The organism is Pandoraea sp. XJJ-1 (assembly GCF_026802345.1).
GTDB lineage: Bacteria > Pseudomonadota > Gammaproteobacteria > Burkholderiales > Burkholderiaceae > Pandoraea > Pandoraea cepalis.
Window position 1 is genome coordinate 2,199,977 of sequence record NZ_CP113827.1, and the last position, 12,295, is coordinate 2,212,271.

The 12,295-nt window shown below is 64.9% G+C and carries 10 protein-coding genes; 3 read left to right on the forward strand and 7 right to left on the reverse strand.

Annotated features, from left to right (window positions below; all coding sequences use genetic code 11):
* The first annotated feature begins 123 nt into the window (after window positions 1–123).
* Together alr and radA are read left to right on the forward strand one after the other, a co-directional pair.
* Complete coding sequence (gene alr, locus OYT13_RS10045; RefSeq protein ID WP_017234103.1) at window positions 124–1,194, forward strand: alanine racemase; 1,071 nt, start codon at window positions 124–126, stop codon at window positions 1,192–1,194.
* 23 nt (window positions 1,195–1,217) lie between these two features.
* On the forward strand, window positions 1,218–2,591 hold the full coding sequence (radA, locus tag OYT13_RS10050; RefSeq protein WP_017234104.1) for a DNA repair protein RadA: 1,374 nt from the start codon (window positions 1,218–1,220) through the stop codon (window positions 2,589–2,591).
* 81 nt (window positions 2,592–2,672) lie between these two features.
* Here the strand turns inward: radA and OYT13_RS10055 are convergent, their stop codons facing one another.
* The 7 genes from OYT13_RS10055 to dapC all read right to left on the reverse strand — a co-directional run bounded on the left by OYT13_RS10055 (window position 2,673) and on the right by dapC (window position 10,884).
* A complete protein-coding gene (locus OYT13_RS10055; RefSeq protein WP_130025793.1) occupies window positions 2,673–4,613 on the reverse strand; it encodes an ATP-binding cassette domain-containing protein in 1,941 nt (646 codons plus the stop codon).
* Window positions 4,614–4,785: 172 nt separating this feature from the next.
* Window positions 4,786–6,213, reverse strand: a complete 1,428-nt coding sequence (gene cls, locus OYT13_RS10060) for a cardiolipin synthase (protein ID WP_017234106.1) — start codon at window positions 6,211–6,213, stop codon at window positions 4,786–4,788.
* Between the two features lie 111 nt (window positions 6,214–6,324).
* Window positions 6,325–7,218, reverse strand: coding sequence for a 50S ribosomal protein L3 N(5)-glutamine methyltransferase (prmB, locus tag OYT13_RS10065; RefSeq protein ID WP_017234107.1), 894 nt, complete (start codon window positions 7,216–7,218; stop codon window positions 6,325–6,327).
* Between the two features lie 20 nt (window positions 7,219–7,238).
* Window positions 7,239–8,390, reverse strand: a complete 1,152-nt coding sequence (gene dapE, locus OYT13_RS10070) for a succinyl-diaminopimelate desuccinylase (RefSeq protein WP_017234108.1) — start codon at window positions 8,388–8,390, stop codon at window positions 7,239–7,241.
* Window positions 8,391–8,394: 4 nt separating this feature from the next.
* On the reverse strand, window positions 8,395–8,742 hold the full coding sequence (locus OYT13_RS10075; protein WP_017234109.1) for an ArsC family reductase: 348 nt from the start codon (window positions 8,740–8,742) through the stop codon (window positions 8,395–8,397).
* Window positions 8,743–8,829: 87 nt separating this feature from the next.
* Window positions 8,830–9,657, reverse strand: a complete 828-nt coding sequence (gene dapD, locus OYT13_RS10080) for a 2,3,4,5-tetrahydropyridine-2,6-dicarboxylate N-succinyltransferase (protein ID WP_017234110.1) — start codon at window positions 9,655–9,657, stop codon at window positions 8,830–8,832.
* A 24-nt stretch (window positions 9,658–9,681) separates the two neighbouring features.
* Complete coding sequence (gene dapC / locus OYT13_RS10085) at window positions 9,682–10,884, reverse strand: succinyldiaminopimelate transaminase (protein WP_150563529.1); 1,203 nt, start codon at window positions 10,882–10,884, stop codon at window positions 9,682–9,684.
* A 354-nt stretch (window positions 10,885–11,238) separates the two neighbouring features.
* On the opposite strand from dapC, the gene OYT13_RS10090 reads away from it, so the two are divergent.
* Window positions 11,239–12,225 (forward strand): DMT family transporter, encoded by a 987-nt coding sequence (locus OYT13_RS10090; protein ID WP_268567655.1) that lies wholly within the window; start codon window positions 11,239–11,241, stop codon window positions 12,223–12,225.
* Window positions 12,226–12,295: the final 70 nt, after the last annotated feature.

The window sequence follows — 12,295 nt, forward strand, 5'->3', positions numbered from 1 at the left end:
TGTTATCGGGAGAAAAATTTGGCAAAACAAGTTGTGCGCACGGCTTTATAACACGAAAATATGCCGATGCGTTATGCCGCCAGCCTGTCCTGGCGAGCGTCTCCTTCGATCCCGTGTCCGCTTATGCCTCGTCCAATCAAAGTCTCGATTCACACCGCAGCCCTCGCCCACAATCTCGATGTCGCCCGCCGCAGTGCGCCCCGCGCCAAGGTGTGGGCCGTGGTCAAGGCCAATGCCTACGGGCATGGCATTGAAAACGCGTATCCCGGATTGCGCGACGCCGATGGCTTCGGCCTGCTCGATCTCGACGAGGCCGTGCGTTTGCGCGAACTCGGCTGGGCCGGTCCGATTCTGCTGCTCGAAGGGTTCTTCAAACCCGAAGATCTGGCCGTCGTCGACAAGTATGGTCTGACGACGACCGTGCACAGCGACGAACAACTGCGCATGCTGGAGACCACGCGCCTGAGCAAGCCGCTCAACGTGCAGCTCAAGATGAATTCGGGCATGAACCGTCTCGGCTTTGCCCCCGAGCGATTTCGCGCCGCATGGGAGCGTGCTCGCGCGATTCCCGGCGTGAGCCAGATCGTGCTGATGACTCACTTTTCCGATGCCGACGGTCCGCGCGGCATTGCGTATCAGATGGAAGCGTTCGAGCGTGGCGCATGCGACGTGCCGGGCGAGCGCAGCCTGGCCAACTCGGCCGCCACGCTGTTCCATCCGGAAGCACACGGCGCATGGGTGCGCCCGGGGATCATGCTCTATGGCTCCTCGCCGAAAGGTCTCGAAGTCCCGGCGGCCACGCTTGATCTGCAACCGACCATGACGCTCGAAGCCGAGTTGATCGGTATTCAGGACGTGCCGGCGGGCGGTACGGTCGGTTACGGTAGCGTATTCACCGCCGAGACGCCGATGCGCGTGGGCACAGTGGCCTGCGGCTATGCCGACGGCTATCCGCGTGTTGCACCCTCGGGCACGCCGATACTGGTCGACGGTGTGCGCACGCGCACCGTGGGCCGCGTGTCGATGGACATGCTGGCCGTCGATCTCACGCCGGTGCCGCAGGCACGCGTGGGTGCGCCTGTCACGTTGTGGGGGCGGGGCCTTTGCATCGACGAGGTCGCAGCGTCGGCCGGCACGCTCGGCTATGAGCTGATGTGTGCCGTGGCGCGCCGCGTGCCGGTGTACGCGAACTGAGCATCAGGACAGGATCGCCACGCATGGCCAAAGCCAAGACTGTCTATATTTGTACCGAATGCGGCGGGCAGACGCCCAAGTGGGCGGGGCAGTGTCCCCACTGCAACGGCTGGAATTCGCTCGTCGAATCGGTGGCGGAAGCGCCGACAGGTCATCGATACCAATCGCTCGCCAAGAGTACGCCTGTGCGCAAGCTCGCGCAGATCGAGGCGGCCGATGTGCCGCGCTTCTCCAGCGGCGTGAGCGAATTCGACCGCGTGCTGGGCGGCGGTCTGGTTGCCGGCGGCGTGGTGCTCATCGGGGGAGATCCCGGGATCGGCAAGTCGACGCTGCTGCTTCAGTCGCTTGCACATCTGGCGCGCGAACGGCGTGCGCTGTATGTGAGCGGCGAAGAATCGGGCGCGCAGATTGCCTTGCGTGCGCAGCGCCTGGGCCTCGGCGCCGCGGGCGAGGGCGGCGGGGAATTGGATTTGCTGGCGGAAATCCAGCTCGAGAAGATTCTGGGCGCCATCGAGTCGGAGAAGCCCGACGTGGTCGTGATCGACTCGATCCAGACGGTCTACTCAGAAGCGCTCAGTTCGGCGCCGGGATCGGTCGCGCAGGTGCGCGAATGCGCGGCGCAACTCACGCGCAGCGCCAAGCAGAGCGGCGTAACGGTGATCATGGTTGGCCACGTAACCAAGGAAGGCAGTCTCGCCGGGCCGCGCGTTCTCGAACACATCGTCGACACGGTGCTGTATTTCGAGGGCGATACGCACTCGTCGTACCGGTTGGTGCGGGCGTTCAAAAATCGCTTCGGTGCCGTCAACGAGTTGGGCGTGTTTGCGATGACGGAGAAAGGCCTGCGCGGCGTGGCGAATCCGTCGGCCTTGTTCCTCTCGCAACATGAGCAAAGCGTGCCGGGCTCGTGCGTGCTCGTCACGCAGGAAGGCACGCGCCCGCTGCTCGTCGAGGTGCAGGCGCTGGTCGACACGGCGCAGGTGCCCAATCCGCGGCGTTTGGCCGTGGGGCTGGAGCAGAACCGGCTGGCCATGTTGCTCGCCGTGATGCATCGTCATGCGGGCATCGCCTGTTTCGATCAGGATGTGTTCCTGAACGCCGTCGGCGGCGTGAAGATCTCGGAGCCGGCGGCCGATCTGGCCGTATTGCTGGCAATTCATTCGTCGCTGCGCAACAAGCCGTTGCCGCGCGGCATCGTGGCATTCGGCGAGGTCGGGCTGGCGGGCGAAATCCGGCCGAGCCCGCGCGGTCAGGATCGTCTCAAGGAAGCCGCCAAACTGGGCTTTTCGATTGCGATCATCCCGAAGGCGAATGCGCCGAAGCAACCCATCGACGGCCTCGAAGTGCATGCCGTCGACCGTTTGGAGCACGCGATTTCCGTCGTGGCGGGGTTGTAGTCGCGCTGGCGCTTGGGGGCGCTCCGGGGCAGGCCTTCTCAAGGCCATGCCACCGCCCCGGCAGCCAGGGTCTGACGCCTGTCAGACGATCTGCTCGAGCGCTTCCTGTGCGTCGAGCCATTCGGCTTCAATGTCCGACAGTTTGGCCGTGACGTCCACCTGCTGCTTCAGGCTGTCGGTCAGCAAGGCTTTTTTCGCGTCTTCATAGGTGCCGCTGTCGGCGAGGATGGCGTCGAGTCGCGCCTTTTCGTCCGCGAGTTTCGCCATCGATTGCTCCAGCTTCTCGATCTTGCGTTGCAGCGGTTTGCGCAGTTGAGACAGCCGCTGGCGTTCCTGCGCTTCGGCGCGCTTCTGATCCTTGCGATTGACGCCGTCGCCACCCTCTGCACTCTCACCGCTACCGTTGCTGGCATCACGTGCCGCGGCCCGTTGGTCGGCCGCGTGTTGCAGCAGCCAGTCGCGATAGTCGTCGAGATCGCCGTCGAACGGCTTTACTTCGCCGCCGGCCACGAGCAGAAACTGATCGGTGGTCGCGCGCAGCAAATGCCGATCGTGCGAGACGAGAATCAATGTGCCGTCGAACTGCGCCAAGGCCATCGTGAGCGCGTGGCGCGTTTCTAGGTCCAGGTGATTGGTCGGTTCGTCGAGCAGCAGAAGGTTCGGCTTGCGCCAGATGATGAGCGCGAGCGCCAGACGCGCCTTCTCGCCGCCAGAGAACGGGGCGATCGACGACGTGGCCATGTCACCACGGAAATTGAACCCGCCCAGAAAATCCCGTAGCTCCTGCTCGCGCGTATCCGGGGCGAGCCGCTGCAAGTGCTGCAACGGCGAATCGTCGTGACGCAGCGTTTCGACCTGATGCTGGGCGAAGTAGCCGATCTGCAGGCCCTTGCCGGTTTTCACCGAGCCGGTGAGGGTCGCCAGCGTGCCGGCGAGCGTTTTGATCAGCGTCGATTTGCCCTGACCGTTGGCGCCGAGCAGGCCGATACGTTGCTCGTTCTGCACCGACATCGTGACGTGCGGCAGGATGACCTTCTCGCTGCCGTCCTCGAGCGGGTAGCCGCAACGGACGGCTTCGAGCACGAGCATTGGGTTCGGCGCGCTGTCAGCCGGGCGGAACTCAAACGTGAACGGCGACGCGATATGCGCGGGGGCGATGCGCTCCATCTTTTCGAGCGCCTTCACGCGACTCTGCGCCTGGCGTGCCTTCGTCGCCTTGGCCTTGAAGCGCGTGATGAACGACTCCAGGTGCGCAATCGTCTTTTGCTGCTTCTCGAAGGCGCTTTGCTGCAGCGTCAGTTGCTGGCCGCGCAGGATTTCGAACTGACTGTAGTTGCCACCGTAACGCTTGATCTGCTGATTCTCGATGTGCAGCGTGACGTTGCAGACCTCGTCGAGAAATTCGCGATCGTGCGAAATCACGATGAGCGTACCGGGGTAACGCTTGAGCCAGTCTTCGAGCCAGACGATGGCGTCCAGATCCAGGTGGTTGGTCGGCTCGTCGAGCAGCAACAGATCGGACGGGCACATGAGCGCCTGCGCCAGATTCAGGCGCATGCGCCACCCGCCCGAGAAGCTGGCGACCGGCAACTGCGTTTGCGCCAACGTAAAGCCGAGGCCGAGCAGCAGCGCCTCGCCGCGGGCCGGGGCGGTGTACCCGTCGGCGTCGGCGAAGGCCGCGTGGGCGTCGGCCTGGGCATGGCCGTCGTGAGCGACTTCCGCCGCCGCAATATTCGCTTCGATCTCACGCAGCCGCGTGTCGCCGTCGAGAACGTAGTCGAGCGCAGTACGCTCGACCGCTGGCGTCTCCTGCATCACATGCGCCAGGCGCCAGCTACTGGGCACGAAGACATCGCCCCCATCCGCGTGCAACTGCCCGCGCAACAGCGCGAACAGCGTGGACTTGCCGGCGCCGTTGGCGCCGACGAGGCCGACGCGCTCGCCCGGGTTGAGCGTGACGGAGGTGTCCTCGAAGAGCGGCTTGGTGCCGCGCGCGAGGGAAAGGTGTTCGAATCGGATCACGAAAAAGGCCGAGGGGTAAGCGGGTCAGTGCGTCCTTGGCCTGCGCGGCGGGCATGTGCCGTCGATCCAATGAGGACCGAACGTGCCATGCCGGCAAACCCACGCGCAGAGGACGGCAAAACCGCTATTTTACCGGTCTGCGCAGGCGAATGCGATGCGCGCCGTCGACTGGCTACAGAATTGGGGCGAAAAGCCGCGCCACGCGCATCACAATCTGGCGCCATTTCGGAATCGTCCGAAATTCGTCCTTGTTCAGCAGGGTGGCATGCTCGAAGTCGTGCGTGAGCATGAACGCGACGTCATCGGCAAAGGCGCGGTCGACGGTCAGCAGCATGATCTCGAAATTGAGGCGGAACGACCGGTTGTCGAGGTTGGCGCTACCGACGGCGGCCGCGCTGTCGTCGATCAGTACGACCTTCTGGTGAACGAAGCCGTGTTGATACCGATAGACGTTGATGCCGCTGCGGGCGGCTTCGAAGGCGTACGACGTGGTGGCTTCGAACACCACGCGGTGATCGGCCCGGTCGGGGATCAGGATGCGCACGTCCACGCCGCGCAGCACCGCCAGGCGCAATGCGGAGAACACGGCTTCGTCGGGCACGAAGTAGGGAGTGGTGAGCCAGACCCGCTGTTGCGCAGCGTTGATGGCGGTGACAAAGAAGAGCGACGACGTTTCCAGCCGGTCGGCGGGGCCGCTGGGCACCACCTGGCAGTGCATGTCTTCGCCGGAGGCGACCGGTTGACGATTCAGCTCCGGTACCGTGCCCGTACTCCAGTGCCAGTCTTCGGCGAACGCGCGTTGAATGCCGACCACTGCCGGGCCGCGCACGGCAATGTGCGTGTCGCGCCAGGGGGCCAGCGGCGGTTTCTCGCCAAGATACTCCACGCCGACGTTGTGACCGCCGATGAACGCTTCGTTGCCGTCGATCACGACAATCTTGCGGTGATTGCGAAAGTTCAACTGGAAGCGATTCACGAAAATACCGCGCTTGGCGGCGGCGAACTCGTGCACGAGGACACCGCCTTGGCGCAGCGTGTCGCAGTAACTGCCGGGCAAGTCGTGGCTGCCGATCCGGTCGTAGAGAAAGAATACCTTCACGCCCGTGGCGGCGCGCGCGAGCAGGCGGGCGGACAGGGCGCGTCCAAGGGCATCGTCCTTGACGATGAAGAACTGAATGACGATGTAGTCGCGCGCGCGGTCGATGGCGGCAAAGATGGCGTCGAACGTGGCGTGGCCGTTCACCAGCAGACGCACGCGATTGCCGGCAACGAACGACATGCCCGTCATGGCGGTGAGCGCCGCAAACTCGGGATGGGCTTCCATCGCGACAGGCGGCTCACCGCTCCATTGTGTTTCGCCGATGCGGGTTTGCAACGCTTGATTCCGGGCGCGCCGGGCCTCGACGTAGCCGATGAACTTCGATCGGCCGAGGAACAGGTAGGGGATGAGCGTGAGGTAGGGCATCGTGACGAGCGATACCGCCCACGCCACGGCGCCCTGCGACGTCCGTACCGTCAGCACGGCATGGATCGCGGCGATCGCCCCCAGTGCATGGATACAGGCGACGGCAAAGCCGACGTCGAGCCAATTGAGCACCATGACGGACAATCTTCCTCCATGCCGTGAGTCGCGCGGACCCGGGAACCCGAGTGTAACCGGGCTGCACGACCTTAGGCGAGCACTCGCTGCAATGGGCGAGCACCGAGGCGATTACGGCAGGTCGGCGGCCTGTACCAGGAACACCATGTCGTCGCCGGCGCTCGTGGCGAGCCACGTCATCGGCAGATCGGGGAACGCGGCTTCGACAAAGTGACGTTCGTTGCCGATTTCCACGACCAGGACGCCATGCTCCGTCAGGTGCTCGCGTGCACCGGCAATGATGCGTCGAACCACGTCCATCCCGTCGTTACCCCCCGCCAGGGCAAGACGCGGCTCGTGGCGATACTCGGCCGGCAGCACCTGCATCGAACCTTCGTTCACATACGGCGGATTGGTGAGGATGACTTCGTAACGCTTGCCCGTGGGCAGCGGTGCATACAGGTCGCCCAGATGCAGCGCGACACGGTCGTCGAGGCCATAGTCGGCCACGTTGATCCTGGCCACGGCGAGCGCGTCGGGTGAAATGTCGACGGCATCGATCTGCGCGGCCGGGAAGGTCTCGGCGGCCAGAATCGCCAGGCAGCCGGAGCCGGTGCACAGTTCGAGGACCTCGGCCACGTCGTCGGCGTGATCGACCCACGGCTGCAAAGCGTCTTCCAGTAATTCGCCGATGAACGAGCGCGGCACGATGACGCGCTCGTCCACGTAGAACCGGTGACCGTGCATCCACGCTTCATTCGTGATGTAAGACGCCGGCACTCGCTCGCCCGCACGACGGTTGACGACCGACAGTACGCGCTCGATTTCGTCGGGCAGCAAACGGGCGTCGAGAAACGGGTCGAGTGTGTCGATCGGGAGGTGCAGCGTATGCAGCAGCAGATAGGCGGCCTCGTCGTACGCCGTGGCCGTGCCATGCCCGAAGGCCAGCTCGGCCTCGGTGAAGCGCGAAACGGCGTAGCGCAATAGGTCGCGTAATGTCTGGAAGGGATGGGTCTGTGTCGTCATGGTGGAATGCCTCGTGCGCCTCAGGCCACCAGGCGCGTCAACACGCCCCGATAGATGTTCTTGAGCGGTTCGATGTCGGCCACCGCGATGTGTTCGTCGATCTTGTGGATGCTGGCGTTGCACGGACCGAATTCGATGACCTGCGGGCAGATGCGCGCGATAAAACGCCCGTCGGACGTGCCGCCCGTGGTCGAGAGTTCGGTCTCGAGCCCCGTTTCCTCGCGGATGGCGCTCGCGAGCGCTGCCGACAGGTCGCCGCGCGGCGTGAGGAACGGTTGGCCGCTGATCGACCAGTCGAGCGTATAGGTCAGGCCGTGACGGTCGAGCAACGCATGCACCCGTTGCTGGAGGCCGTCGGACGTGCTGGCGGTCGAGAAGCGGAAGTTGAACATCACCGTCAACTCGCCGGGAATGACGTTGGTCGCGCCGGTGCCTGCGTGGATATTCGAGATTTGCCACGTGGTGGGCGGGAAATACTCGTTGCCGTTGTCCCACACGGTTTGCGTCAGCTCGGCGAGTGCCGGCGCGAACAGGTGCGTTGGGTTCTTGGCGAGGTGCGGATAGGCAATGTGCCCCTGCACGCCTTTGATGACCAGCTTGCCCGACATCGATCCGCGACGGCCGTTCTTGACCATGTCGCCCAGGCGCTGGCTCGAGGTCGGCTCACCGACCACGCAGTAGTCCAGGCGCTCGCCCCGCGCCGTGAGCGCTTCAACGACCTTCACGGTACCGTCGGTGGCGGGGCCTTCCTCGTCGCTGGTCAGCAGGAAACCCACGGAGCCGGTGTGATCCGGATGTTGGGCGACGAACTCCTCGGAGGCGACCACGAACGCCGCCAGCGACGTTTTCATATCGGCGGCGCCACGACCGTAGAGCATGCCGTCACGATGCGTGGGGGCAAACGGATCCGAATGCCATTGCTCCAGCGGGCCGGTCGGTACGACGTCGGTGTGGCCTGCGAAGACGAGCAGCCGGCCGTCGGGGCCGCGCGTGCCGCGCTTGATCGCCCAGAGGTTGGTCACGCCGTTCGACGCGATGGTCTCGCACGCGAAGCCGATGGCCTCAAGGCGGCGCGCCAGGATGGCCTGGCAGTCGCGGTCTTCGGGCGTCACCGAGTGACGGGCGATCAGTTGCTCGGTGAGCGCCAGTGTGGCGCCTTGGGAGAAAGTCATGAATTCAGAATCGTGAGGCGTAACTGTCGGGCGCGAAGCCCACGGAAACCTGGCCGTCGGCCACCAGCACCGGGCGCTTGATGAGCGATGGATTTTCGACCATCAGCGTGCGGGCCACCGACGTATCGGCCGCCGCCGCTTGTTGTTCCGGCGAGAGTTTGCGCCAGGTCGTGCCCTTGCGATTGAGCAGCGTGGCAAGCGGAACCTGGGCGAGCCAGGTGTCCAGCAGCGCGTCGTTCACGCCCGCTTTCTTGAAGTCGTGAAAGTCGTACGCCACGCCGTGCTCGTCGAGCCAGGTGCGCGCCTTCTTCACGGTGTCGCAGTTGGGAATGCCATACAGCACTGCCGTCATCGCCGAAACTCCTGGTGTCGCGATTGCAAAGATGCGCCGAAGCCCTCGCCGCCCAACTGGCGGCGAAGCCTCGGATACCGCGTTGCCTTACTCGCCGCGCAGCAGGTCGTTGATGGCCGTCTTGGCACGCGTTTGCGCATCGACCTTCTTCACGATCACGGCGCAGTACAGGCTGTACTTTCCGTCCTTCGAGGGCAGGTTGCCCGGCACCACGACCGAGCCGGCCGGCACGCGGCCATAATGCACTTCACCGGTTTCGCGATCGTAGATCTTGGTCGACTGCCCCAGATACACGCCCATGGAGATCACCGAGTTCTCTTCGACGATCACGCCTTCCACGACTTCCGAGCGGGCGCCGACGAAGCAGTTGTCTTCGATGATGACCGGGTTGGCCTGCAGCGGTTCGAGCACGCCGCCGATACCGACGCCGCCCGAGAGGTGAACGTTCTTGCCGATCTGGGCGCACGAACCGACGGTGGCCCACGTGTCGACCATCGTGCCTTCGTCAACGTAGGCGCCGATGTTCGTGTACGACGGCATCAGCACCACGTTCTTGCCGATGAACGAGCCACGACGCGCCACGGCCGGCGGCACGACGCGGAAACCGCCGCGTGCGAAGTCGTCGGCGGTGTAGTTGGCGAACTTGCTCGGCACCTTGTCGTAGAACTGGCTGAAGCCGCCAGCCGGCATCACGACATTGTCTTCGAGGCGGAACGACAGCAGCACGGCCTTCTTGACCCATTGGTTCACGATCCAATGGCCGTCTTGCTTCTGGGCCACGCGCAAGGCGCCCTTGTCCAGTTCGGCGATGACGTGGGCGACGGCCTCACGCACCTCGGCAGGTGCCGACTTCGCCGAGATCTCGGCACGGTTGTCCCAGGCTTGGTCGATGGTGGTTTGCAGTTGTTGCGACATGGCGAGAATCGGTTGCAGTGAGAATTAAAGGGATTGGCAGAACTGCACGATGCGCTGGGCGCCTTCGGTGCATTCGTCCACATCGGCCACAAGGGCGATGCGCACATAGTTCTCGCCCGGGTTGGTGCCGTGCGCCGCGCGGCCCAGGTACGACCCGGGCAGGACGGCCACATTGTATTGCGCCAGCAACTGGCGCGTGAATTCCGTGTCGGACAGGCCGGTTTTCGTGTCGACCCGAGCCCACAGGTAGAAGCCCGCGTCTGGCAGACGCACGTCGAGCACGTCGGCGAGCATTGGCGTGACGGTCTGGAACTTCTTCAGGTACTTGCTGCGGTTCAGGCGCACGTGGGCTTCATCGTTCCACGCTGCAACGCTCGCCGCTTGCACGGCCGGACTCATCGCGCAGCCGTGGTACGTGCGGTACAGCAGGAATTTCTTGAGGACAGCGGCGTCGCCCGCCACGAACCCCGAGCGCATGCCCGGCACGTTCGAGCGCTTCGACAGGCTCGAGAACACGACCAGACGGTCGAAGCCCCGACCCAGTCGATGCGCCGCCGCCAGGGCGCCCAGTGGCGCATGTTCTTCGTCGAAGTAGATCTCGGAATAACACTCGTCGGACGCAATCACGAAGCCGAATTCGTCGGAGAGGTCGAACAGGCGTTTCCAGTCGGCAAGGCTCAGCACGGCGCCGGTCGGATTGCCCGGCGAGCAGAGATAGACAAGTTGGACGTCGCGCCAGACGTCGGCCGGCACGGCGTCGTAGTCCGGCGCGAAATTACGCGCGGGATCGCTGTCGACGTAATAGGGCGTCGCGCCGGCGAGCAACGTGGCGCCTTCGTAGATCTGGTAGAACGGGTTCGGACACACCACGCGCGCGCCGGGCTTGCTACCGTCGACGACCGCCTGGGCGAACGAAAAGAGCGCCTCGCGCGAGCCCGTGACCGGCAGAACTTCCGTGGCCGGATTCACGTTGGGCAGTGCGTACCGGCGCTCCAGCCACTCGGCGATCGCCGCGCGCAGCGGCTCGCCGCCCGCGGTGGCCGGATAGTTCGAGAGGCCGCCCAGCCCGTCGATCAGGGCTTCCTTGATGAACTGCGGCGTCGGGTGCTTGGGTTCCCCGATGCCGAAGCTGATGGCCTTGTACGCGCTGGCAGGCGTGATGTCCGCCACCAACGACTTCAGGCGTTCAAAGGGGTAGGGCTGGAGCTTGTCGAGTAATGGGTTCACGAGAATTCAAACAGACTCAGGGCTAGGGTTCGCGCTGCCGAGCAAGGCAACTTTCGAGGGCAATCCGGCGCCGTGCGGGCCGGCCGGCTGGGCGTCGTGCCGCGCCGCCGCGCGGCACGACGAGCGCTTTCCGGGGCCGGACTGGCAGGGCGCAGGCCACACAGGGCGGCGGTATCGTTCGTAACAACGCGCGAAGGACGGTTCCCGAACGCGCTAAAGAATGGCAAGATCGGCAAAGCGAAAATTATACCGTTATGGCGCGCACAAAGCGCGACCGCTGCGTAATTCAGCCTATTCCGAGGCGCCGATGGGGCAAGCCCAGGGAATAACTCAGATTTTTCAGGAGTCAACAGCATGACCGTAGCCGGTAACGGCGCGCACGGCCCGGCGTCGACGGCGAGCGCGTCGCGGCGCGTTCGGGCGGCACCTGCCCTGGCCATTCTTATGGGGTCGTCGGTGTGGGGGCTGGCCTGGTTTCCCTATCGCATGCTAGCCCAGTGGGGCGTGGCGGCGGTCCCCGCGCAGGTCGGCACCGCAAGCGTCGCGCTGCTGTTGCTCACGCTCGTATATCGCCGCTCGCTCGGCACGTTACGGTGGTCGTGGCTGCTGGCGGGGGTGGCGTTCGCCGGCGGCGCGACCAACGTCGCGTTTGTCTGGGGCACGACGCACGGACACGTGATGCGTGTCCTGCTGCTGTTCTACCTGACGCCGGTCTGGACGGCGCTGTTCGCCCACTGGCTGCTGGGCGAGCGCGTCGGTGTGCGCGGCGTAGGGCTGATCGCGCTGGCGCTCGGTGGGGCGGGGCTGATGCTTTGGTCGCCCGCGCTGGGCTGGCCGCTGCCCAACAACCCCGGCGAATGGGCGGGCGCCATTGCCGGGGCGGCCTTTGCGCTCAACAATGTGCTGCTGCGGCGCGTCAGTCAGGCGATGCCTGACGTGCGTGCCGAAATGCGTAGTTGGACGCTGTATCTCGGCTGCGTGGTCGGCGGGTTGCTGGTGTTGCCGTTCGATGGCGGGGCCGACACGGGGCGCGCTGCCGTCTCGGCGCTCACGTCGGGTACGGCCGCCGCTGCCGTGGCGCTCGCCTTGGGCTGCGCGATTGCGCTGACCAATGTCGTGGTGCAGTTCGGGTTGGCCCAGGTGCCCGCCAATCAGGCGGCGCTCATCATGCTCTTCGAGATCGTGGTGGCGGCGATGTCGTCCTGGTGGCTGGCGAACGAAGGGCTGGGCGTGCGCGACATCGCGGGTGGACTGTGCATTGTGGCCGCCGGCGTGCTGTCAGGCATTTTGCCGGATTCCGGGCGTTGTAAATGCGCGACGGCGAGGGATGCGATGGTATGATGCGAACCGATGTCATATCGATGTCAGCGGCCAGTGCGCAGCAGTGCGCGCAAGGCCCGACAGGACCAGC

Coding starts and splice junctions, on each gene's coding strand:
- dapD (WP_017234110.1), bottom strand. CDS start 9,657: ATGTCGCAACAACTGCAAACCACCATCGACCAAGCCTGGGACAACCGT.
- OYT13_RS10075 (WP_017234109.1), bottom strand. CDS start 8,742: ATGACGGCAGTGCTGTATGGCATTCCCAACTGCGACACCGTGAAGAAG.
- prmB (WP_017234107.1), bottom strand. CDS start 7,218: ATGACGACACAGACCCATCCCTTCCAGACATTACGCGACCTATTGCGC.
- radA (WP_017234104.1), top strand. CDS start 1,218: ATGGCCAAAGCCAAGACTGTCTATATTTGTACCGAATGCGGCGGGCAG.
- dapE (WP_017234108.1), bottom strand. CDS start 8,390: ATGACTTTCTCCCAAGGCGCCACACTGGCGCTCACCGAGCAACTGATC.
- OYT13_RS10090 (WP_268567655.1), top strand. CDS start 11,239: ATGACCGTAGCCGGTAACGGCGCGCACGGCCCGGCGTCGACGGCGAGC.
- cls (WP_017234106.1), bottom strand. CDS start 6,213: ATGGTGCTCAATTGGCTCGACGTCGGCTTTGCCGTCGCCTGTATCCAT.
- alr (WP_017234103.1), top strand. CDS start 124: ATGCCTCGTCCAATCAAAGTCTCGATTCACACCGCAGCCCTCGCCCAC.